The organism is Thiothrix litoralis, assembly GCF_017901135.1.
GTDB classification, from domain to species: domain Bacteria; phylum Pseudomonadota; class Gammaproteobacteria; order Thiotrichales; family Thiotrichaceae; genus Thiothrix; species Thiothrix litoralis.
In genome coordinates this window covers 1414622-1439143 of record NZ_CP072801.1, presented here as the reverse complement: position 1 = coordinate 1439143, position 24522 = coordinate 1414622, and the positions used below count along the sequence as shown (strand labels likewise).

Here is a 24522-nt window from a genome sequence, read left to right as displayed (position 1 = left end):
TTGATGGAAATCAATGTTGCTGCACTGCGGTGGGCGGTATATTTCCGACTCGGTAAGTAGGAGTTCTCTAAAAATAACATCCGGCACTGCTGGTATTGCCGGAATGTTAGTCGTCAACGTGCTAAGAGGTAGCGCCACATGATTACAGATGCAGTAGTCGATCTTTCGCGGTTGCAGTTCGCAACTGTCGCCCTTTACCATTTTTTGTTTGTCCCGCTCACGCTGGGTATGACCTTTATGCTGGCCATTATGGAATCAGTGTATGTCATGACCGGCAAGCAGATTTACAAGGATATGGTGAAGTTTTGGGGTAAGTTGTTTGGTATCAACTTCGCTCTCGGTGTCACCACCGGCTTGACCATGGAGTTTCAGTTCGGTACGAACTGGGCTTACTACTCGCATTATGTTGGCGACGTGTTTGGCGCACCGCTAGCGATTGAAGGCTTGATGGCCTTCTTCCTCGAATCGACTTTCGTCGGCTTGTTCTTCTTCGGTTGGGATCGTTTAAGCAAGACCTCACACTTGATGGTGACATGGCTAATGGCTATCGGCACCAACTTGTCGGCTTTGTGGATCCTGATTGCCAATGGTTGGATGCAGAACCCGGTGGGTGCAGAATTCAGCTACGAAACCATGCGCATGGAAATGGTGGACTTTGCAGCGGTATTGCTCAACCCGGTTGCACAGGTCAAATTCATCCATACGGTGGCAGCGGGTTATGTGACGGGGGCGATGTTCGTATTGTCGATTAGTGCGTGGTACATCCTCAAAGGGCGTGACCTTGGGTTTGCCAAACGTTCGTTTGCTGTTGCAGCCGGTTTCGGCATGGCGTCCATCCTCTCCGTTATCTTGCTGGGTGACGAAAGTGGTTACGAAGCGGGTGACGTGCAGAAGATGAAACTGGCGGCGATTGAGGCTGAATGGCATACCGAACCCGCTCCGGCTGGCTTTAATGTCATTGCTTTCCCGGATCAGGAGAACGCTGAAAACAGTTTCGCCATCAAGATTCCTTACGCGCTGGGTTTGATTGCGACACGTTCATTAACGGAGGAGGTCAAAGGCATCAATGATTTGGTGGCGGAGAATGTCCAGCGAATCCGCAATGGTATGGTGGCCTATGGCTTGCTCATGAAATTGCGGGCAGGTACAGCGACGGAGGAGGAAAAAGCGGCATTTGCAAGCGCTCGTGTGGATTTGGGTTACGGCTTGTTACTGAAGCGCTATACCGAGAATGTGGTGGATGCGACTGAAGAGCAAATTCAGAAAGCATCTAGAGACACAGTGCCACACGTTGCACCGTTGTTTTGGGCATTCCGTATCATGGTGGCGGCTGGTGTAGCAATGCTGTTTATTTTTGCTTTGGCGTTCTATTTCACGGCGAAAAAGACGGCGTATGACAAGCGTTGGTTGATGCGTTTGGCGGTTGTTGGTTTGCCATTACCGTGGATAGCCATTGAATCTGGCTGGTTTGTGGCGGAATACGGTCGTCAACCTTGGGCTGTCGGTGAAATATTGCCGACGTTCCTGGGGACTTCTACCCTGACGGAAGGGGATTTGATCGGTAGCCTTATCGGGTTTGTGTTCTTCTACAGCATTTTGCTGGTGGTGGAAATGTATCTGATGATCAAGTTTGCGAAACAAGGCCCTAGCAGCCTGCATACCGGACGCTATCACTTTGAGAAGCACGGTGGTGGTCATGCGGGTGCAGTGTACGCTGACAAACTGAACGACAAGGCATAAGGAGCACTTACCATGATTTTTGATTACGAAACCTTCAAGCTTATTTGGTGGGTCTTGGTTGGCGTGCTGTTTATTGGCTTTGCGTTAACAGATGGCTTTGATATGGGCGTGGGTGCCTTGCTACGCATTGTTGGTAAAACCGACGAAGAACGCCGGGTGGCGATTAATGCGATTGCCCCACACTGGGATGGCAACCAAGTCTGGCTGATTCTGGCTGCCGGTGCGATTTTTGCGGCGTGGCCGATTACCTTTGGTGCATCGTTCTCGATGTTCTACTGGGCATTGGTACTGACGTTGTTTTCACTGTTTTTCCGTCCGGTGGGCTTTGACTACCGTTCCAAGATTGCGGATACGCGCTGGCGGAATACGTGGGACTGGGGTCTGGTGGTAGCAGGTGTTGTGCCGCCACTGGTGATCGGCGTGGCGTTTGGCAACTTGTTGCTGGGTGTGCCGTTTGCGTTTGACGAGTTCCTGCGGATCACCACTTATGGCTCATTCTTTAAGCTGTTCCACCCGTTTGCCGTCTTGGTGGGTTTGGTCAGTTTGTTGATGTTTACCATGCAAGGTGCGACTTACCTGATGTTGCGTACTGATGATGTGGTGTATGCACGTTCACGTAAGGCAGCGCAATGGACAGCCGCAGGAGTAATTGTGACCTTCGGTTTAGCAGGTATCTGGTTGTGGGCGGGCATTGATGGTTATGCCATTACCCAAGCGCCACCGCATGATTCACTGCCGAACCCGATTGCGAAAACGGTTGTGCCGATGGCTGGTGCATGGCTGACGAATTACAGCACCTATCCACTGGCGATCATGGCACCTATCGCAGGTTTCCTGGGTGCATTTGGGGTGTTGATTCTGGCGGGTAAAGACCGTCCGGTGCTGAGCTTCATTCATAGCTCCTTGTGCCTGATTGGGGTGATTATGACGGCGGGTGTTTCGCTGTTCCCGTTCGTGATGCCTTCTAGTCTGAACCCTAGTCATAGCCTGACGATTTGGGATTCTTCTTCCAGTCATCTGACGTTGGCGATCATGTTCTGGGCGGCGGTTATTTTTGTACCGATTATTCTGTTCTACACCGTGTGGTGCTACAAGCAGATGTGGGGAAAAATTACCGTTAAATTCATCCGTGACAACGATCACAGCGTTTATTAAGGAGGTTTGCCATGTGGTATTTTGCTTGGTTACTCGGCGTATTGCTGGCCTGTTCTTTCGGTATCATCAATGTGATGTGGCTGGAATTTCATGGCGGGCTGGACGCGGATGATGAATAGGCCATTTTAGGGACGTATTCAATACGTCATCGTTAAGGGGAGATGTTTCATGCACTCCCCTTAACGAAACTATTACGGCATAGGGTTGTACAGTGAGTGAATGTCCCCCATTCGCTTTAGCATTCTAATATGCAAATATTCTTATATATTAATACATAGTAATATACTAACTTATTGAATTTTAAGTGATTTTTTTGACTTTTTTCGCTCAATGTGGTTTCATGCCGTTCAGATAAAGAAACCGTTTAGGAGTTGAATATGGCCCATGTTGTCGTTCTTGGTGCTGGTACAGGCGGGATGCCTGCTGCTTATGAGTTGCGTGAAATTCTTGGTAAAGGGCATGACATCACTGTCATCAATGAGCGGGATTATTTCCAGTTCATCCCCTCCAACCCGTGGATTGCGGTGGGTTGGCGTACCCGTTCCGATATTTCTTTCCCGATTGAAAAATATTTGAGCCGCAAGAAAATCAAATTCATTGCCAGCCGTTGCAACAAGATTGATGCCAACGGTAGCAAACTGCACATGGACAATGGCGAAGTGGTCAACTACGACTACCTGATTATTGCCACCGGCCCTAAACTGTTTTTTGATGAAGTGGAAGGTTCTGGCCCGCACGGTGGTCATACTCAGTCGGTTTGCGATGTTACCCACGCTGAACAAGCTTACGAGGCATACCAAAAACTGCTGGAAAAAGGCAGTGGTCATATCGTTGTGGGCGCGATGCCTGCGGCAAGCTGTTTTGGCCCGGCTTACGAATTTGCCTTTATCCTCGATGCCGACATGCGCAAGCGCAAGGTGCGTGACAAATTCAAGATGACTTATGTCACTTCCGAACCTTACATCGGCCATCTGGGTTTGGGTGGGGTAGGTGACTCCAAAGGGATGCTGGAATCGGAACTGCGTAATCATCACATCAACTGGATTACCAATGCCAAGACCCACAAGGTTGAAGCAGGCAAGCTGTTTACCACGGAACTGACCGCGAAAGGCGAAGTGGAAAAAGAACACGAAATTGCTTTCGATTTTGCGATGATGCTGCCTGCCTTCAAAGGTGTTGAAGCTGTTGCTGCGGTAGAAGGTCTGTGCAACCCGCGTGGTTTCGTGATCGTTGATGAATTGCACCGCAGCCCAAAATACAAAAACATTTACTCGGCGGGTGTGTGTATTGCCATTCCACCACTGGAAGCAACCCCGGTTGCCACGGGTATGCCTAAAACCGGCTACATGATCGAGTCAATGGTTACCTCCGCCGTTCACAATATTGCCGATGAAATCGCAGGCAAGGAACCGCATACCACCGGCACATGGAGCACGATCTGTCTGGCAGACTTTGGGGATAGTGGTGCGGCTTTCGTCGCCATTCCGCAAATCCCGCCACGCAATATGGTGTGGGCGAAGAAAGGCAAGTGGGTGCATTTGGCCAAGATTGCTTTTGAAAAATACTTCATCCGTAAAATGAAAAAAGGCAGTTCCGAGCCGTTCTATGAAAAGTCCATCATGAAGATGCTGGGTATTACCCGCCTTAACGACTAGCCTGAGCCGGGCCGGTTGCCTTGTGGCGCTTGCCCGGTATTGATTCGGTGAAATCGTGATGTTTTGAGGAGGGCATCGTGATGAATAACAAAAAGTCCGCGTTTGTGGGGCTGATAGGTGTGGTATTGGGTATCGGTTTTCCTACCGGTGCGCAGTCTGCCGAGATTATTCCCGTTGAAGTTTCCAGTACCCAAAGCCAATCGGTGCTGGGTAGTACGGTTGTGCCTTACAAGGAAGTGACCTTGACAGCACAAATACCGGGGGTAGTGAAGCGGGTGGCGGGGGGCGTTGGCGCTTCTTTCGCCGCAGGCAATACCCTTGTGCAGATTGATGATTCACAGTTGCAGGCCAAGCGCAATGCGGTGGCTGCCCAGATTGGCACTGCACAGTCTGGGGTTACCAATGCTCAGGCACAATATAACCGCGAGCAGATGTCACCCCGTAGTAAGGATATTGGCGCGATGCCGGGTTTTGGTATGCCTGCCATGTTCGACAGACTGGGGACACGCCAGTTTGCCAGTACCTTTATGGGAGGGTATGACGATAAGACTATCCGTCAGGCAGATTTGGAGAATAGCCGTGCGACTGTTCTTCAAGCACAAGGTGGTCTTCAACAAGCCAGTGCCCAGTTACAGGAACTGGATGCCGCTATCGGTAATGCAACCTCAACCGCTCCGTTCGAGGGCATGATCCTATCAAAGCAGGTTGAGGTCGGTGATACCGTCCAGCCCGGTCAGCCGCTTCTCACTTACGGTTATATCAAAAACAAACGCCTGCAATCGGATGTACCTTCTGGCTTGGTTGCGGGTTTGCAGGTGGGAATGACCGTCGCGGCCAGAATTAACAGCAACTTCGACACAACAGCGAAAGTCGCCGAGATTTACCCATTGGCTGACCCAACCCGTCATACGGTGACAGTCAAATTTGACCTTCCCGCCGATGTTGAGGCAACGCCAGGCACGTATGCCGAAGTGCATTTGCCAGAAGGTGATAGCGCCGCCAGCTTGTTCATTCCCAAAACAGCCTTGTTCAAAGGTAGCAGTTTGCCCAGTGTTTTGGTCGTTAAGGATGGCAAATCACAATTACGGCTGGTGCGCCTTGGAACCGATCAAGGCAAGGATAAAGTCGAAGTCATCTCAGGTTTGGATGCCACAGAACAAATCATCAATGATCCACCCGTTGGCGTCGTTTCTGGCTGGATGCCACCTGCGAAATAATGCCCTTTACCGTCAGGCTCGTTACACATGAATGATTTCCCCAAAGATGCCGATCCGGCTGAAATAGAGCACCCCAATTTGGGGTTGGCAGGCGTTACCGCCAAAGCCTTTATTACTTCGCCGCTCTCCTTGTTGTTGCTACTGGCTTTTTTTGCCGTGGGTGTGTTGGGGATGTGGGTCACGCCGCGTCAGGAAGACCCACAAATATCCGTGCCGATGGTGGACATTTTTGTGCGCTATCCCGGCGCGTCGGCGCAGGAAGTCGAGAACCTGATTTCCCGTCCGATGGAAAGTATCCTCTCGGAAATGACTGGGGTGGATCACGTTTACTCAGTGTCCATGCATGAACAGTCGATGGTCACGGTACAGTTTATCGTGGGTCAAGAACTGGAATCATCATTGGTCAAGCTGTACGACAAGTTGGCCTCCAATCAAGACAAGATTCCCCAGCAAGCCTCAACCCCCAGCGTGAAACCCAAAGGGGCGGATGATGTCCCGCTGGTCACGCTGACCTTGTGGTCGAATAAAGTTGAGGATACCAACCTGAGGCTGATTGGGTTGGATGTCCTGCAAAGCCTGCGCGAAGTGGAAAACACCAGCCAGAGTTTCATGGTAGAAGGCCGTCATGAAGCGTTGAAGGTTGAAATATTGCCCGAACGTTTGGCGACCTTTGGGGTATCGCTGGAACAGGTCGCCAATGCTATCCGCATGGCCAATTCGGAACGCAGTACCGGCACGGTTGAACCTAACCAGAAAGTCTTCAAGATCTACAGCGGTATTTTCCTGAATTCTGCCGCCGATATTCAGCGTCTGATTGTGACGGTTGCAGGGGGGAGGCCGGTCTATGTGCGTGATGTCGCGACAGTGACGGAGGAAGCGGCCGAAGCAGACCATGCCGTTGCTTACTTTACTGGCCCTGCGGCACAGGATGTTAAGGAAACAGCCGATAATGCCGCTGCGGTCACGCTGGCGATTGCCAAGAAAAAGAACACCAATGGTGTCGATGTAGCCAATGCGATACTGGCGAAACTGGAAGTGCTCAAAGGCCGGATTATTCCCGACAATGTGCATGTCGAAGTGACCCGCAATTATGGGGCAACCGCGAAAGAAAAGGTCGATGAACTGATCTTCAAGCTGTTTGTTGCGACTGGTATCGTGACGCTGCTGGTGTGGTTCTTCCTCGGTTGGCGGGCGGCGACGGTGGTGCTGATCGTGATTCCGGCGGTGATTACCACCACGGTGTTTGCGGCTTGGCTGATGGGCATGACGATTGACCGGGTGAGTCTGTTTGCGCTGATCTTCTCCATCGGCATTCTGGTCGATGACGCCATTGTGGTAGTGGAAAATATTTACCGGCGCTGGTTGATGGACAGCAGTACCAAGATCAGTATTGCGGTCGATGCAGTGCGTGAGGTAGGCAACCCGACTATTCTGGCAACGGGCACGGTGATTGCAGCTTTACTGCCGATGGGCTTTGTCAGCGGGATGATGGGGCCTTATATGCGCCCGATTCCGGTACTGGGTTCGGTGGCGATGGTGATTTCCTTGTTTGCAGCGTTTGCCTTTACGCCGTGGCTGACCAATCGCTTTAGACCTTCCCTGAAAAGCTTGCAGGCGGCGGCGGAGAAAGAGCACAAGCAAGCGGCGATGATGGAAAAGTTCTTCCGTGGTGTTATCACACCCTTGGTTGATAGCCGTTTTAAGGGCTTTACCTTTCTAGTGGGCATTATCGCGACCTTCTTCGTGTTTATGCTGATGTTCTACCCATTCACGGGTGTCAGGGTGAAAATGTTACCGCTGGATAACAAGCCGGAATTCAATGTGGTGGTCAATATGCCGGAAGGCACGGCAATGCCCGTGACGGCTAATCTGGTGTACCAACTGGCGGGCAAACTCAAGACCTTGCCGGAAGTGACTGCTTTGCAAACCTATACTGGCACGGCTTCCCCGTTCAATTTCAACGGCTTGGTGCGCCACTACTATTTACGCCAGCAACCTTGGCAGGCGGATATACAGGTACAGCTTTCCCCCAAACACGACCGTAAGCGCAGCAGCCACGAGATTGCGGTGGAGGCGCGGGAAATCCTACAACCTTTGCTGGGCAATACTGGCGCGAAACTTCAGGTTGTCGAAATGCCACCGGGCCCCCCGGTGCTGCAATCCGTAGTCGCCGAGGTTTATGGGCCGGATGCGAATACCCGCCGTCAGGTCGCGGCTGATTTGACTCGCTTCTTTGGGCAGGCCGAAAACCTTGGGGACGTGGATAACTTGATGGAAGACGATCATGAGGTGCTGCACTTCATCGTGGATTCGGACAAGGCGCAACGTAATGGCATTACGGCTGAAGCGATCAATCGCACCCTGGAAATGGCGATGGGTGGTTATGTGTTGGGTGACATCAAGAAAAACGCCTTGATCGACCCGACCCGTATTGTGATGCAGATTCCGTTGGAAGCCCGCTCGCAAATTTACCGCTTGTCACAACTGCCCGTGACCAACCCGACCGGACAGGCTGTACCGTTGCAGGAATTAGGCACTTTCGTGTTCGAGAAGCAGGACAAGCCGATTTACCGCAAGGATTTGCGCCCGGTTGAATTTGTGACGGCTGAAACCACCGGGCGTTTGGCTGCACCGGTTTACGGGCAAAGTCAGGTAGAAAATCTGCTGAAGGCTGCCAACAATGGCGAAGGCTACCGCAGCCCGGATGGCACGTTGTTACATGAACAGGCTTACTGGCTCAAGACTCCGCAAGAGGTGGAAAGTAAATCCGCTTTCGAGTGGGGCGGGGAATGGACAGTAACGTGGGAAACCTTCCGCGATATGGGAATTGCGTTTGCGGCCGCGCTGGTATTGATTTATATGCTGATTGTGGCGCAGTTTGGTAATTTCATCCTGCCTGCCATCATCATGGCACCGATTCCGCTGACCTTGATCGGCATTGTGCCGGGGCATTGGCTGATGAATGCAGAGTTTACCGCAACGTCGATGATCGGCTTTATTGCGCTGGCGGGGATTATTGTGCGCAATTCCATCCTGCTGGTGGACTTTGCCCGAGGTGAAGTGGCTAAAGGTATGCCGGTGTTGGATGCGGTTATCCATTCCTGTGAAGCGCGTACCCGACCGATTTTAATTACGGCGCTGGCCTTGTTTGGTGGCTCGATGGTGATTCTCTCTGACCCGATTTTTCAGGGGATGGCGGTGTCACTGATCTTTGGCGGGGCTGTGGCGACTTTATTGACCCTGCTGATTATTCCGCTGGGTTGCATCAGTGCCGGAAAGTCACTGTGAGTAGACTCCTTCTATTCATCCTAACGTAGAAGGTTTTTTGGCTCCGTGTCTTGTGTACGGAGCCATTTTTTTATTGGGACGGAGGTGGTTTGCTAGTAATGGTCTCGGATGATAAACATTAAACACGTTAGAGAGGATGGATGAAAATGAAATTACCTATCATGGTTTTCGCCAGCTTGTTGGCCTTGTCTACAGCGGCATCGGCTGAATTTTTCAATGGTTTTGATAATGGCTCAGGAACTGGCAGTGGTCAGGGTAGCGGGACTGCCAATACCTCTGGAACGGGTCAGGGTTACGGCACGGGTGCAAGCGATGCCAGTGGCTTCGGGCGTGGCAAAGGTGATGCCGATGGCGCTGTCGATTTCACTGTGACCTTCAAAGGCAAGGGCAATACCGACATGGCTTCCGATGCAGCAGGTAGCGGGCGCGGCAATACCGCCAGTAATCTGCAAGGCAGTGGCTATGGTTACGGTAATGGCTATAACAATATGAGCGGTTACAGCAATACCTCGGGTAATAACAGCGGTGGTGGCAGCCCTTGGGGCAGTGCTAATCCGTGGGGTGGTAATGGTGGCAGTCCTTGGGGTGGTTTCCCGTGGGGCGGCAATAATGGCGGCGGTATGCCCAATATGCAGATGCCTAACATGCCTAACATGCCGATGATGCCACAGCAGAATTACAACGGTATGTCCCCTATGCAGCAGATGCCAATGCAACAGCCGCAGATGATGATGGTACCGCCAGGGTATATGCTGGTGCCGATACCCGCAGGCTCGGCTCCGGCAGCAGCAACTAGCGCTCCAGCACCAAGTGCAGCAGCGCCAGCCGCCGCTCAGTAACGAGTGCGCCTGACATTCTTCCTGTGGGAGCTTGCTCCTACGGGGGAATGGATTTCGGATAAATCAGTCAACCAGCAGCCGATGTTGGTTATAATCAATGCCAGTGTTATGAGTCATGTTAACCACTGGAGTATCGCTTGATCCGATCACCCATCCTTACCCTGAGTAACATTAGCAAGCGCTTTGCCGCTCAGGAAGTACTCTCCGATTTTAATCTGACGATACAGGATGGTGAATTCTTCACGATTCTGGGGCCGTCGGGCTGCGGTAAAACAACCGTTTTGCGCCTGATTGCAGGCTTTGAACAGCCGAATGAAGGGCAAATCTTGCTGAATGGCGACGATATTGCCCGCATTCCCGCTGAAAAACGCCCCTTCAATACGGTATTCCAGAGTTACGCGCTGTTTCCTCACCTGACGGTATTCGACAATGTAGCCTTTGGTTTGAAAATGGCCGGGGTCGATGTGCAAGACATCGCAGTACGGGTGGCGGATGCGCTGGCGATTGTGCGCCTTTCCGAGTTTGCCACCCGCAAACCACACCAGCTTTCCGGTGGTCAGAAGCAACGGGTCGCGATTGCCCGTGCAGTGGTGAATCGCCCAAAAATTTTATTGCTGGATGAATCGCTTAGCGCCCTCGATTACAAACTCCGCCAGCAAATGCAGCTTGAGCTCAAGCAATTGCAACGCCAATTGGGGATTACCTTCGTCTACGTTACCCACGATCAGGAAGAGGCGCTGTCGATGTCTGACCGTATTTTGGTCATGCACAATGGGCAAGCACAGCAGGTTGGCACACCGCGCGAAATTTATGAGTCCCCGCGCAATCTGTTCGTGGCGCAATTCATTGGTGAAATCAATGTGTTTGACGGCGAAATCGTGCAAGCGCTGGGCGAATACCAGTACGAAGCCAGCATTAACAGCGTGGTGCGTGAAATCCGCTGTGACCACCGTTTTGCAGTGGGTGACAAGGTACACGTGATGTTGCGCCCGGAAGACTTGCGCATTGATTGCCGCCCGGACGTGGCAGAACGCAAAGGTTTCCCCGGCATTGTGCTGGAACGCAGTTACACCGGACAGACCCTGAATTCACACATCGAGCTGGAAAACGGGCAAACCTTGATGGCGCACGAATTCTTTGACGAAGACGACCCCGATTTTGACTACAGCATCAACCAGAAAGTGGGGGTGGACTGGGTGCCGGGTTGGGAGCATGTGATCCCGGCGGAAAGATCGGGGAAAGCATGATGGTGATAAATTTCCGCCGCTTTGTGATTGTGCTGACCGTGGTGTGGTTGGGGTTGTTTGTGCTGGTTCCGCATGTGTTGGTGTTGCTGACCAGCGTAATGTCGCCTGACCCGCAGCATTTGGCGGTGTGGCCGCTGACGCTGGATTCCTGGGGGCGTTTGCTGGAGCCGTTGTATGCCGAAGTGTTTTGGCACAGCTTGTGGTTGTCTACGCTGACCACGGCGATTTGTTTGCTGCTGGGCTATCCGTTTGCGTACATCGTGGCGAAATTGCCAGGAATGTGGCGTGGTTTGCTGCTGTTTTTGATGATTGTGCCGTTCTGGACGAATAGCTTGATCCGCACGTATGCGATCAAGCTGATCTTGGGGAACAAGGGGCTGGTGAATAGCTTGTTGCTGGCTTCGGGCTTGGTGGATGAGCCGGTGCAGTTGTTGTATACGCCGTTTGCGGTGATTTTCGGGCTGGTGTATGTGCTGTTGCCGTTCATGGTGCTGCCGCTGGTGTCGAGTTTCGGCAAGCTGGATGGCACGTTGCTGGAGGCCGCGCATGATTTGGGGGCGGGGTTTTGGCAGCGCTTCCGGCTGATCATTGTGCCGCTGACTATGCCGGGGATTATTGCGGGAAGTTTGATGGTGTTTCTGCCCGCGATGGGGATGTTTTACGTGGCGGATTTGCTGGGTGGCGCGAAGAATCTGCTGCTGGGAAATATTATTAAGAACCAGTTTTTGGTGGTGCGGGATTGGCCGTTTGGGGCGGCGTTTAGCGTGGCACTGATTGGGATCATGGCGGTGTTGCTGTGGCTGTATTTCTTGGCAAATCGGCGGATTAACCGACAAGGGGGGTTGGATGATGATGGAATTTGAAGAACCCCTCACCCCTAGCCCCTCTCCCTCAAGGGGAGAGGGGGATAAGAGAATGGGCTGTTATGGAGTTTGATTTTGCTCCTTATTTGAATGCTGTTTTGCAGCGGATTGATGCTTCGGCTGATGCGGGATATGTCTCTACATCAGTCGATTTGCCGTTGCGTGCGGAAATTGAGGATAAAGAGCGACAGGCTGATGATGATTTTGATGGGCGTGCTCGTTTATCTGAGAAACGCAAAAGCGTCGATGTGATGGTTGGTTTGCGTGAATACGCGGCTGGGCATGTGTTGTTATTGGGGAAGCCGGGGGCGGGTAAGTCTACTGCATTTAAGCGTTTATTGCGGGAGGAGGCTGGCGCGGGTTTACGTGATCAGTCTCGACCGATTCCTGTTTTGCTGGAATTGCGGCGGCTTGGGACTAAAGATGCGTTTGATGGTCATGACGTTACTTTGCTTAAACTGATTCTGGAGCAGTTGGAGTTAGCGGGTATTGCGAGTGAGCAGCAGGTGCGTGTTTTGTTGCGAGATAGGCGGCTGTTGTTGTTATTGGATGGCTTAAATGAAATGCCGAGCAGCGTAAGGCTGGCAGATTTTAGGAAGCAGTTTATTGATACACCGATGATTGTTAGCAGTCGGGAGAGTGTTACCGATTTTGGAATTGAAACGAAGCTGCATTTGTTGCCATTGAATGACTCTCAGGCAAGAGCATTGGCTACCAATCGTTTAGGGAGCGAGTCGGCGGCGCGTCAATTGTTGGATGATCTGCCAGACCGTTTGCATGACTTCACTGAACGTCCGTTATTGCTGAATATGTTGTGCAGTGTTTATCAAAAATCACATGCTATTCCACAAAATCAGGGTGAGTTGTTTCGGCGATTTACACATGATGAGTATGCGAAACACAAACCCAGTGGGACGGTAACGACACGCGAAAATACTTTCTTTGATTTCTGCGATGAAATCTTGCAAGAAGTGGCATTTTTGATGATGCACGCGGATGGTGATGGCAAGAATCTCTGGTTACAAGTGCCATTGGCTGATGCTGAAAAATGGCTAGAAAAGCGATTTGGGGAGCGTGGCGAAACAAATGGGGCAAGCAAGGCAAAGCAATGGCTGTCTGATGCGTTAAATTTTCATTTGCTTCAGCCTGCTGCTGATCATGGAAAGATCGAGTTCATTCATCAAGCGTTTCAAGAATATTATGCTGCTGAATGGTTGTTACGCCATTTTGATGAATTGACGGATGACCAACTTTGCGTTCATTATTTGAATCCTATTAAATGGACAGAATCATTGCTGGTATTAGCGGGGATTATACCTGATAAAAGTCGAATTAAACGTTTTCTACAAGTAGCGTTTCTTGTTGATTTCATTTTGGCATCAAGGATTTCGGGAGCGGTTAATTACAAGTTTCAAGAGTCATCATTTAGTTTGGTTAAAAGTTTATTGATGAATAATGATGTGGCTATGACTGAATTGCACTCAATATTGAAGTTTAATAAAACTGAATTTTTGATGAAGTGCTTAGTCGATTTCCTGGAAAGTGATAAAGGTGTTAAATTAGCTCATTTTGATTGGTTTGATTATGCAGAACAGTTGACTAATGTTAAGTGCCTAATATCTTTGAATTATTTCTCTAATATTTTAAAAGAAAAATCAATAAGCAATGAAATAGATGATAGAGAAAAACTGAGATATGCCATAAATGGATTATTTGATCTGAAATATATTAAGCCTTTAATTGATTTTGTGTTGATGGGAGTCGGTCATCGACATGAAATAGGGTGTGCTCTTATGTATATTAGAAGTGTTTCGGATGAGAAAGATTTTTCCTTACTACTGAATGCGTTAAGAGAGAGTGATGCCAATAATTATTTGAGAGAGGCTGTTACTCAAGCAATCGGAAATATTAATTCTGAGCGATCATCTAATGTACTTATTGATCTTCTTATTGATGCAGACAAAGATGTACGGTCTACTGCATGTAGAATGCTGGAGAAGAGCAGTAATAGAAGAGCGATAGAACCGCTATTGAAGTATATTTTTAATAGAAACAATCATGATATTGAGTATGCTGCTCTTTTTTTAAGGAAGAATGCTCCTGAGTATGCAAGAAAACGGATTGAGGCCAAATTAAGAAGAAGCAGACTACTTACCAGAAATATTTTTTTACGGACATTTTTTGATTTTTGTAATAATAATTGGAGGAGTTTGCGCTTTTTGAGAAATTTCCATTCAATTTTCTTGTCATCTTTTCTTAAACAGATTAATTGTATCACTGCTTTGGGGTATATAAGAAACTCTGCATCAGCGCCCTTGGTTGTTAGTGTTTTTAATGAAAAAGAATGGAGGATTAGAAGCGCTTCTGCTGAAGCATTAGGAAGAATTGGTTCAGCAAATACAATTAAATTTCTTGTCGAGAAATTAAATGATAATCATGATGAAGTAAAATCGAGTGTTATAATAGCTTTAGGGAAAATTTCTCATCCACTTGCTGTAAAAGCCGTATTTGATAATCTTTTTTCTTCTAGCATAGGTGGGATTTCATGGGTGTATGATCTGGTTAATGAGATGCAAGCGGATGATCAATATTCAGAAGAGTTTATTGTTTCATCATTGAGTCATGAGAATGAAAAGATTAAAAAAATAATAGTTGAAATGTTATGGAGAAATCCTGTTATTGCTGAAGATAAACCTAAGATTATTGATGAGTTGATTAGAGTTATGGACGGGGACGATGGCAATAATTGGTTATCTATGAGTGCTTTAAGTAAAATTAATGAAAAATTAAATGATAATAAAATTAATGATGCCATTTTTGACTTCAATCTTAAATGTAAAAAAGAAAATGAAGATTCAAATTATACTGATGATGAAGTGAGTGATTTTGAGAGCTGTATTAATATTGGCGTTCTTTTTTCTATTTTGGAGTCTGATGATATTGATCATTCTCAGGATGAGAAAAGTGACGCATTGAGCAAGATAAAGAAAATGGCAACTCTTGATGTATTGCCTAGACTTGTAAAATTAATGCCTGATTATGATAAGTTTGATTCAATATGTAAAATACAAAAGCGTCATGGTCACTATTCTTATCAGTGGTTTAATCAAGCCAGTAACATAAAATTTCTACCTATTATTCAGGAAACAAAAATGAGTAACAAGATATTTAACTTTAATGCGCCCGTAACAGCAGGTGTTATCGGTGATAATCACGGTACAGTCAATGTCGGAAATAATCAGCCTGTTTTAAGTGCTGAAGACATAGCCGCATTGCGTACTTTTCTACAAGCATGGAGTCAACACCAACAATCCCAAATAACCGAGAATCCAGAAAATAGCGGTATTGACGCAGCAAGAACGCTAGAAACAGAAAATCCGGGATTAATGCAACGCATCCAAAACGGTGGTATTGGCGCTTTAACTTCGTTGATCGGCGATATGGCTACCGGAGAAGACCCCATCAGTGCTTTCATCAAAGCCTTCATCGCAGGCATCGGCGGAGCAGCCACCCGCCCATGAAAACCAATACTACCCGCCGTATTTTCTTAGCCCCTCGCCCCTTGAGGGAGAGGGGTTGGGGTGAGGGGTTCCGCCCATGAAAGAACGCCTAGTCATCACCCCCGAACTCAACGCCCAAATGCACGCCTGCGCCCGCGACTTTCGCAAAGCGCCAACGCCCAGCGAAGGCATCCTCTGGCAAGCCCTGCGCAATCGCCGAATCGCCGGATTCAAATTCCGCCGCCAACAACCTATCGGCTGTTTCGTCGCTGATTTCTTCTGCGCCGAAAAAAACCTGATCGTCGAAGTAGATGGATCAATCCACGCCACCCAAGTAGAACGCGACCAAGAACGCCAACACCTCCTAGAAGTCTGTGGTTACACCGTCCTCCGTTTCACCGCCACCCAAGTAGAAAAAAATCTCCAAACTGTTACCGCAACCATCCAAAACTACCTCCTCTTATCCCCCTCTCCCCTTGAGGGAGAGGGGCTAGGGGTGAGGGGAACTCCGCAGGAGCAAACCCAATGAAAATCCTAAAGTGGAGCTTTATCGCCGCCATCTTCGCCTACCTCTACCTGCCCATCGCGATTCTGGTGATCAATTCCTTCAACGTTTCCAAATACGGTTATGAGTGGAAAGGCTTCACCCTCAATTGGTACGCCAAACTCTGGGAAAATGAGGCGTTGGCGCAGGCTTTCCTGAATTCCTTGCTAATCGCGACGCTGGCGGCGACGGCAGCAACCCTTATCGGAACCTTGATGGCGCTGGCCTTGTACCGTTACCGTTTCCCGCTCAAGGCCACCTCCAGCGGGTTGTTGTTCATTGTGATGATGTCGCCAGATATTGTGCTGGCGATTACCTTTTTGGTGATCTTTATTGCGTTGGGTATCCAGCTTGGTTTCTGGTCGTTGCTGATTGCGCACATCACCTTTTGCCTGCCGTTTGTGGTGATTACGGTGTATGCGCAACTCAAAGGTTTCGATCAATATTTGTTGGAGGCTGCGCAGGATTTGGGGGCGAGTGAAAGCCGTATTTTTCGCCTGATTATCTTCCCGTTGGTGTTTCCGGCGATTGTCGCGGGGTGGTTATTGAGCTTTACCCTATCATTAGATGATGTAATCATCAGCTCGTTTGTGACCGGCCCCAGCTTTGAAATCCTGCCGATCCGGGTGTTTTCGATGGTCAAGGTCGGTGTTTCGCCCGAAGTGAATGTGTTGGCAACCCTGTTGCTGGCGCTGTCACTGCTTTTGGTTACGTTCTCAACTTTGCTACTCAGGAGAAAACACTGACATGAAAACAATCCCTGCTTTACTGGCTGCTGTGCTGATGGCGGCGACAACGGCGCTGCACGCTGAAGAAAAACTCGTGGTTTACAACTGGGCAGAATACATTCCCGAAAGTACGCTGGCAGATTTCACCAAGGAAACCGGCATCAAGGTCGAGTATTCCACCTACGAAAATAACGAGGTGATGTACTCCAAGATCAAGCTGCAAAAGGGCAAGGGTTACGACATTGTGGTGCCATCCTCCTATCTGGTGTCGAAGATGCGTCAGGAAGGTTTATTGCAGAAGATTGACCCTGCCAAGCTTCCCAACCTGAAAAACCTTTCGCCTGATTTGCTGGACAAACCCTATGACCCCGGCAATGAATACAGCGTCCCCTACCTGTGGGGCAGCACCGGCATTGGCGTGAATGCCAAGGAAATTGACCCTGCTACCATCACTTCATGGGCAGATTTGTGGGATGAAAAGTGGCAAGGGAAGTTGTTGCTGACCGATGATGTGCGTGAAGTATTCCACATGGCGCTGAAAAAGAACGGCTTTTCCACCAATACCACCAACCCGGATGAAATCAAAACGGCTTACGAAGACCTGAAAAAGCTGATGCCCAACGTGCTGGTATTCAATGCAGATGCACCGCGTGAACCGTTTCTGGCAGGCGATGTGAATCTGGGAATGATCTGGAGCGGTGAAGTCATCATGGCGCAACAGGAGAACCCGGATATCCAGTACATTTTTCCCAAGGAAGGCGCGGGTTTCTGGGTAGACAGTTTTGCGATCCCGGTTGGTGCGGAACATGTCGAGAATGCCCACAAGTTCATTGATTACATGTTGCGCCCTGAAGTGGGTCAGCAAGTGGTCGAAGAGCTGGGCTACAGCACTCCCAACATGGCGTCCAAGGAGTTACTGGATGAGGATACCCAAAATAACCCGGTGATTTTCCCGCCCGCAGACATCGTTAAAGCCAGTGAATTCCAGCAGGATGTCGGCGACGCTATGAAAGTGTATGACGGCTATTGGGAAAAATTGAAGACAGGGAAGTAATTTTGTAGGGTGGGTGGAGGAACGATACCCACCATTTCACCGACGCGGTGGGTATCGCGTTCCGCTCCACCCACCCTACATCTTAATTCTCGACAGCTTTAAACGCTGCGTCGAGTGTTTGCCAGGTATTCACGAAATGGCAAAATAAATCTGCTGTTTTTTCAGCATCATACACGGCTGAGTGCGCTGAATCTGCATCCCAGCCCATGCCTGCTGCTTGCGCCAGTCGCGCCAATACCGTTTGCCCATACATCACCGCACCCAAGGAAACCGTGTCCAGCGTGCTGAAGGGGTGGAAGGGGTTGCGGGTGGCTTTAATGCGTTCTGAGGCCGCGTGCACAAAGTTCAGGTCAAACGGTGCATTGTGACCAACCAGAATGGCGCGACTGCAACGGTTAACCTTCACTTCCTTGCGGATGACCTTGAAGAATTCTTCCATCGCTTTCGGCTCAGGGACAGCCATGCGCAAGGGGCTGAAAGGCTTGATGCCGTTCACTTCGAGCGACTTGGGATCCATGTTGGCATTGGGGAAAGGTTCAATGTGCCAACTGAAAGTGCGGTGGCGTGATAGCTCACCTTTTTCGTCGATACGCAGCACCACGGCTGCCACTTCGAGCAACGCATCCTTGCGGCAATCAAAGCCTCCCGTTTCCACATCCACCACTACTGGGAGGAAGCCACGGAAACGTCCGGCGATAGGGATTATTTCTATATCATCAGTCATAGCGAGAGCTTAACGGAACTGATGTAAAATGAATAGGAAAGATTTTTAAAAATATTTAATATTCTTAAGTTTTTGATATTTAAGTTTTTATTTTTGTAATAATTTTTTCGTTCAAAAAAATACAATCGTGTGATATGGTTCATATCCATCTGGATAATAATACCATTTGGTGCGCCAGAGTTATCGCTGGAAGAGAGAGGATGTACAATGGATAATTCAATACAAGATATTGATTTGCAAGAAACAAAAGAATGGACTGATTCCCTTGAAGCAGTCATTGAAGCAGAAGGTGTGGAACGTGCCCACTTCTTGCTAGAAGAGCTGATTGCTACTGCCCGTCATAACGGCGCGAACCTGCCATACTCAGCCAACACCGCTTACATCAATACCATCCCCCCCCATAAAGAACACTATACACCCGGTAAGCCCGCGATTGAGGCGCGGTTGCGCTCTTATATCCGCTGGAATGCAGCCGCAATGGTGGTACGTGCTAACCGCGAAAGCCCGGAACTGGGCGGGCACATTGCCACCTTCGCCTCAGCCGCGACGTTATACGATGTGGGCATGAATCATTTCTGGCACGCGCCTTCCCCGCAACACGGCGGCGACTTGCTGTATATACAAGGTCATGCTGCACCGGGTATGTATGCGCGTTCCTTCCTCGAAGGCCGCTTTACCGAATCCGAACTCGACAATTTCCGTCAGGAAGTGGATGGCGGCGGCTTGTCCTCTTATCCACACCCGTGGCTGATGCCGGATTACTGGCAGTTCCCGACCGTTTCCATGGGGCTGGGGCCGATCAAGTCGATCTACCAAGCACGCTTCATGAAGTACCTGCAAGACCGCAAGCTGGCTGAAACCGCCAACCGCAAGGTCTGGGCATTCGTCGGCGACGGTGAAACCGATGAGCCGGAAACCCTCGGGGCGATTTCCCTCGGTGGTCGCGAAAAACTCGACAATCTGGTGTGGGTCGTCAACTGCAACCTGCAACGTCTGGATGGCCCAGTGCGTGGCAACGGTAAAATCGTGCAGGAACTCGAAGCGGTATTCCGTGGCGCTGGCTGGAATGTCATCAAAGTCCTGTGGGGTTCTTACTGGGATCCGCTCTTGGCCAAAGACAAAGACGGTTTGCTCAAAGCCCGCATGATGGAAGCGGTCGACGGCGAGTACCAGAACTACAAATCCCGCGATGGTAAATATGTGCGTGAGAACTTCTTCGGTAAATACCCCGAACTAAAGGAAATGGTCGCAAAAATGAGCGACGCCGACATCTGGCGTTTGAACCGTGGTGGTCATGATCCGCACAAAGTGTTTGCCGCCTACCACGCAGCCGTAAACCACACCGGGCAGCCAACCGTTATTCTGGCACATACCGTGAAAGGTTACGGCATGGGTTCTGCTGGCGAAGGCCAGAACCGTACCCACTCGCAGAAAAAGCTGAGTGGCGAAGAAATGATTGCCTATAAAAACCGTTTCAACATCCCGTTGAGCGATGCGGATGCGGCTGAAGCGAAATACTACCGCCCTGACCCGAACGGCGAAGAAATGCAGTATCTGCTGGAACGCCGTAAAGCCTTGGGTGGTTCTTTGCCGCAGCGCCAGACCCACGCAACGCCGCTGAAAGTGCCGGATATTTCCATTTTCCAACCGCTGTTGGAAAGCACGGGCGAGCGCGAAATGTCGACCACGATGGTATTCGTGCGTTTGCTGACCTTGCTGGCACGCGATAAAAACATGGGTCGCCATGTTGTACCGATCGTGCCGGATGAGGCGCGGACGTTTGGTATGGAAGGCATGTTCCGCCAGTTGGGGATTTATTCTTCGGTCGGGCAGTTGTACGAGCCGCAGGATAAAGATCAGGTCATGTTCTACAAAGAGGACAAGACCGGACAGATTCTGGAAGAGGGTATCAATGAAGCGGGCGCGTTCTCCTCATGGATTGCAGCAGCGACAGCCTACAGTACCCACGGCGTGAACATGGTGCCGTTTTACATTTACTACTCCATGTTCGGTTTCCAGCGCATTGGTGATTTGGCATGGGCGGCGGGTGATTCGCGTTCACGCGGCTTCCTGATTGGCGGCACGGCAGGGCGTACCACGCTCGCCGGTGAAGGCTTGCAACATCAGGATGGTCACGGGCTGATTCAGGCAGGCTTGATTCCGAACTGCCTGTCTTACGACCCGACCTTCTCTTATGAAATGGCGGTGATCATTCATAACGGCCTGAAACGCATGTATCAGGATCAGGAAGATGTGTATTACTACATCACCGCGATGAACGAAAACTACACGCACCCCGCCATGCCAGCCGGTTGTGAAGACGGCATTGTCAAAGGCATGTACCTGTTCAGCGGCGGCGGTAAAAAGCGCAAGAAAGTGCAACTGATGGGTTCAGGCACGATCCTGCGCGAAGTGATTGCTGCCGCAGAATTGCTCGACAAGGAATGGGGCGTGGATGCCAATGTGTGGAGCGTGACCAGTTTCAACGAACTGGCGCGTGAAGCCCGTGACATCGATCGCTGGAACATGCTGCACCCGCTGGAAGATGCGAAAGTGCCGTATGTGACCCAAGCCATGAAAGGCCAACGTGGGCCTGCGGTTGCCGCGACCGACTATATCCGCCAGTACCCGGATCAAATCCGTGCTTGGTTGCCAATGCCTTACACCGTGCTGGGCACGGACGGCTTTGGGCGTAGCGATACCCGTGCGCAACTGCGTAAACATTTCGAGGTTAACCGTCATTACATCGTGATTGCCGCCCTGAAAGCGCTGGTGGATGAAAAATCCTTACCTGCTGCTGATTTGGTCAAGGCGATGGAAAAATACGGCATCAACCCCGAAAAACCTAACCCACGTCTGGCATAAGGAGAGCATGTTATGGCAATCCAGGAAATTTTAGTGCCAGACATTGGCAGCTTCAAAGATGTTGAAATCATTGAAGTACTGGTTAACGTTGGCGATACGATCAACGTTGAAGACTCACTCATCACGATTGAATCCGACAAGTCGTCGATGGAAATTCCCTCACCCGCAGCGGGTGTGGTCAAGGAAGTGAAAGTTAAGGTCGGCGACCGGATTTCGGAAGGGAGTCTGGTGGTGATGATGGAGGTGGCGGAGGCAGCCGCTGGCGCGGCTGTTACCCCCCCATCCCAGCCTTCCCCCGTAAGAGGTGAAGGAGCGAAGATGACGGAATCTAAGCCAGTTGCTCCCGTCTTGTCCCCTTCACCCCTTGCGGGGGAAGGGTTAGGGAAGGGGGCTTCTTCCTCTTCCAAGCTCGATTTCAGCAAGGCTTACGCGACGCCATCGGTACGCAAGTTTGCCCGCGAACTCGGTGCTGATCTCAATAAAGTAACCGGCTCAGGCCGCAAAGGACGCATCACCCAAGAAGACGTGAAAGCGTACATCAAGGACGTGATGAGCATGGGCGGTGTGCCGGGCAGAGGTGCTGCTTCCGGCAATACGCTCGGCGTTGCACCGATGCCGGACATCGACTTCAGCCAATGGGGTGAAATCGAAACGGTGGCGCTGTCACGCATCAACAAGCTGACGGGCGAATTCCTGCACCGCAACTGGGTACACATTCCGCATGTGACGCAGTTTGATCAGGCGGACATTACCGATCTGGAAGCCTTCCGCAAGCAGTTGAATGAGGAAAATGCCAAGTCCGGGATGAAAATCACCCCGCTGGTGTTCATCATGAAAGCGGTAGTGGCTGGCTTGAAGGCTTACCCGCGTTTCAATTCCTCACTGGATGCGAAGGGTGAAAACCTGATCCGCAAGCATTACTACCATGTGGGTGTGGCCGTGGATACGCCGGATGGTTTGGTCGTGCCGGTGATTCGTGACGTGGACAAAAAGTCCATCATGCAACTGTCGGAAGAGTTGAAGGCAATCTCTGGCAAGGCGCGTGACAAGAAGCTGAAACCGGCGGATATGCAAGGCGGCTGCTTCTCAATTTCCAGCCTCGGCGGGATCGGCGGCACCAAATTCACCCCGATTGTGAATGCACCGGAAGTCGCTATCCTCGGTGTGTCCAAATCCGACATCCAGCCGATCTGGAACGGTAAAGAATTCGCGCCGCGCTTGATGTTGCCGCTGTCGCTGTCGTATGACCATCGCGTGGTCGATGGGGCGGAGGGTGCGCGTTTCACCACCTACCTTGCGAAAATGCTGGGTGACATTCGGAGGTTGCTGGTATGAGCACGCTAATCGAAGTCAAAGTCCCCGACATTGGTAGCTTCAAGGATGTGGAAATCATCGAAGTGCTGGTCGACGCTGGTTTCAAGATCGAAGCGGAAGATTCGCTGATTACCATTGAATCCGACAAATCCTCGATGGAAATTCCTAGCCCCTTGGCTGGCACTGTCAAGCAGATGCTGGTGAAGGTGGGGGATCGGGTGTCGGAAGGGTCGGTGTTGTTGATGCTGGAAGTGGCGGAAGAGGGGAAAACCCCTCACCCCCCAACCCCCTCTCCCTCAAGGGGCGAGGGGGAGCAAGAGTCTCCTTCTTCGTTCCCCTCGCCCCTTGAGGGAGAGGGGTTAGGGGTGAGGGGTTCTTCAATTGAAACCGAACTCGTTGTGCTAGGCTCTGGCCCCGGCGGCTACACCGCCGCTTTCCGCGCGGCTGATCTCGGCAAGAAAGTGGTGCTGATCGAGCGTTACCCTAATATCGGCGGGGTGTGCTTGAACGTGGGTTGTATCCCGTCCAAAGCCTTGCTGCACACCGCTGAGGTGATTGAAGAGGCTAAGGAATTTGCCAAGCATGGGGTGAAATTCGGTGAGCCGGACATCGACCTCGCTGCGGTACGGGCGCACAAAAGCGATGTAGTCAGCAAGTTGACCACGGGTCTGAAAGGGCTGGCAAAGCAGCGTAAGGTGCAGATCGTGCAGGGTTATGGTCGTTTCACCTCTGCGCACACGCTGGAGGTGGAGGCGGCAGACGGCAGCAAGCAAACGGTTAAGTTTGCCAACTGCATCATTGCGGCGGGTTCGCGTGTTACCAAGCTACCGTTTATTCCGTGGGATGATCCGCGTGTGATGGATTCCACCGCTGCGTTGGAATTACAGGAAATCCCCAAGCGTTTGCTGGTGGTTGGCGGTGGCATTATCGGGCTGGAAATGGCTACGGTTTACCACGCGCTGGGCGCGAGTGTGACGGTGGTGGAGCTTTCCCCCGGTTTGATGCCCGGTGCTGACCGCGACATCGTGAAGCCTTTGCACAATAAGATCAAAGGCCAGTACGAAGCCATTTACCTCAATACCAAGGTCACGGCGATTGAGCCGACGGCGGCAGGGTTGGTGTGTTCGTTTGAAGGCAAGGGTGCGCCTGAAAAGGATACCTTTGACCGGGTGCTGGTGGCGATTGGGCGCAGCCCCAACGGTGATCTGATCGACGCGGGTAAGGCGGGTGTCTTCGCGGGCGCTCGCGGGTTTATTCCGGTGGATAACCAGATGCGTACCAATGTGCCGCACATTTTCGCGATTGGCGACATCGTGGGGCAACCGATGCTGGCGCACAAGGCGACACACGAAGGCAAAGTGGCGGCGGAAGTCATTGCCGGGCACAAGGCGTATTTCGATGCGAAAACCATTCCATCGGTGGCTTACACCAACCCGGAAGTGGCGTGGATGGGTAAGACTGAAGAGCAGTGCAAGGCTGAGGGGATTGCGTATGAAAAAGGCGCGTTCCCGTGGGCAGCAAGTGGGCGGGCTTTGTCGATGGATGCCAGCAACGGCATTACTAAAGTGCTGTTTGACAAGGAAACCGGGCGGCTGATTGGCGCGGGCATTGCGGGTAAGAATGCCGGTGAGCTGATTGCTGAGGCGGTGTTGGCGCTGGAAATGGGTGCGGATGCGCATGACATCGGCTTGACTATCCATCCGCATCCGACGCTTTCCGAGACGCTGAACTTTGCGGCGGAAGTGGCAGAAGGGACTTGCACGGATATTTACGCGCCGAAGAAGTAAAG

General features: G+C 50.9%; 17 protein-coding genes. 16 read left to right on the top strand and 1 reads right to left on the bottom strand.

The genetic code is table 11. The features are described 5' to 3' along the window. The first annotated feature begins 138 nt into the window (after positions 1-138). From J9253_RS06905 to J9253_RS06845, 13 genes are all read left to right on the top strand, one after another. Entirely contained in the window at positions 139-1740 is a 1602-nt protein-coding gene (locus tag J9253_RS06905; protein ID WP_228291529.1) for a cytochrome ubiquinol oxidase subunit I, read from the top strand. Positions 1741-1752: 12 nt separating this feature from the next. Then, positions 1753-2895 (top strand): cytochrome d ubiquinol oxidase subunit II, encoded by a 1143-nt coding sequence (cydB, locus tag J9253_RS06900; RefSeq protein WP_308895187.1) that lies wholly within the window; start codon positions 1753-1755, stop codon positions 2893-2895. An 11-nt stretch (positions 2896-2906) separates the two neighbouring features. Beyond that, positions 2907-3014, top strand: coding sequence for a cytochrome bd-I oxidase subunit CydX (gene cydX, locus J9253_RS06895; RefSeq protein WP_028488905.1), 108 nt, complete (start codon positions 2907-2909; stop codon positions 3012-3014). Positions 3015-3272: 258 nt separating this feature from the next. Further along, the gene (locus J9253_RS06890) at positions 3273-4550 is read left to right on the top strand and encodes an NAD(P)/FAD-dependent oxidoreductase (protein WP_210223893.1); all 1278 of its coding nucleotides are present in this window, start codon (positions 3273-3275) and stop codon (positions 4548-4550) included. 80 nt (positions 4551-4630) lie between these two features. Next, positions 4631-5767 (top strand): efflux RND transporter periplasmic adaptor subunit, encoded by a 1137-nt coding sequence (locus J9253_RS06885; RefSeq protein WP_210224563.1) that lies wholly within the window; start codon positions 4631-4633, stop codon positions 5765-5767. Positions 5768-5794: 27 nt separating this feature from the next. After that, positions 5795-9055, top strand: coding sequence for an efflux RND transporter permease subunit (locus tag J9253_RS06880; RefSeq protein ID WP_210223892.1), 3261 nt, complete (start codon positions 5795-5797; stop codon positions 9053-9055). 146 nt (positions 9056-9201) lie between these two features. Then, complete coding sequence (locus J9253_RS06875) at positions 9202-9894, top strand: hypothetical protein (RefSeq protein ID WP_210223891.1); 693 nt, start codon at positions 9202-9204, stop codon at positions 9892-9894. Between the two features lie 137 nt (positions 9895-10031). Continuing rightward, positions 10032-11141, top strand: coding sequence for a spermidine/putrescine ABC transporter ATP-binding protein PotA (gene potA, locus J9253_RS06870; RefSeq protein ID WP_210223890.1), 1110 nt, complete (start codon positions 10032-10034; stop codon positions 11139-11141). Continuing rightward, a complete protein-coding gene (gene potB, locus J9253_RS06865) occupies positions 11138-12004 on the top strand; it encodes a spermidine/putrescine ABC transporter permease PotB (protein ID WP_228291528.1) in 867 nt (288 codons plus the stop codon). Before potA ends, potB begins: the two co-directional genes overlap by 4 nt. 62 nt (positions 12005-12066) lie before the next feature. After that, positions 12067-15525, top strand: coding sequence for a HEAT repeat domain-containing protein (locus J9253_RS06860; protein ID WP_210223889.1), 3459 nt, complete (start codon positions 12067-12069; stop codon positions 15523-15525). 76 nt (positions 15526-15601) lie between these two features. Continuing rightward, the gene (locus J9253_RS06855) at positions 15602-16033 is read left to right on the top strand and encodes an endonuclease domain-containing protein (protein ID WP_210223888.1); all 432 of its coding nucleotides are present in this window, start codon (positions 15602-15604) and stop codon (positions 16031-16033) included. After that, positions 16030-16794: a spermidine/putrescine ABC transporter permease PotC gene (gene potC / locus J9253_RS06850; protein ID WP_210223887.1), complete on the top strand. Its 765-nt coding sequence runs from the start codon at positions 16030-16032 to the stop codon at positions 16792-16794. The genes J9253_RS06855 and potC overlap by 4 nt, the downstream gene beginning before the upstream one ends. 1 nt (position 16795) lies before the next feature. Beyond that, a complete protein-coding gene (locus J9253_RS06845; RefSeq protein WP_210223886.1) occupies positions 16796-17830 on the top strand; it encodes an extracellular solute-binding protein in 1035 nt (344 codons plus the stop codon). Between the two features lie 82 nt (positions 17831-17912). Here J9253_RS06845 and rnt read toward each other — a convergent pair whose 3' ends face one another. Further along, on the bottom strand, positions 17913-18554 hold the full coding sequence (gene rnt, locus J9253_RS06840) for a ribonuclease T (RefSeq protein ID WP_028488913.1): 642 nt from the start codon (positions 18552-18554) through the stop codon (positions 17913-17915). Positions 18555-18761: 207 nt separating this feature from the next. Between rnt and aceE the strand changes: the two genes are divergently transcribed. The 3 genes from aceE to lpdA are packed head-to-tail and all read left to right on the top strand — an operon-like array spanning position 18762 to position 24520. Beyond that, positions 18762-21419: a pyruvate dehydrogenase (acetyl-transferring), homodimeric type gene (gene aceE, locus J9253_RS06835; RefSeq protein ID WP_210223885.1), complete on the top strand. Its 2658-nt coding sequence runs from the start codon at positions 18762-18764 to the stop codon at positions 21417-21419. A 12-nt stretch (positions 21420-21431) separates the two neighbouring features. Further along, the gene (gene aceF / locus J9253_RS06830) at positions 21432-22754 is read left to right on the top strand and encodes a dihydrolipoyllysine-residue acetyltransferase (protein ID WP_210223884.1); all 1323 of its coding nucleotides are present in this window, start codon (positions 21432-21434) and stop codon (positions 22752-22754) included. After that, positions 22751-24520: a dihydrolipoyl dehydrogenase gene (gene lpdA, locus J9253_RS06825; RefSeq protein ID WP_210223883.1), complete on the top strand. Its 1770-nt coding sequence runs from the start codon at positions 22751-22753 to the stop codon at positions 24518-24520. Before aceF ends, lpdA begins: the two co-directional genes overlap by 4 nt. The last annotated feature ends 2 nt before the right edge of the window (positions 24521-24522 follow it).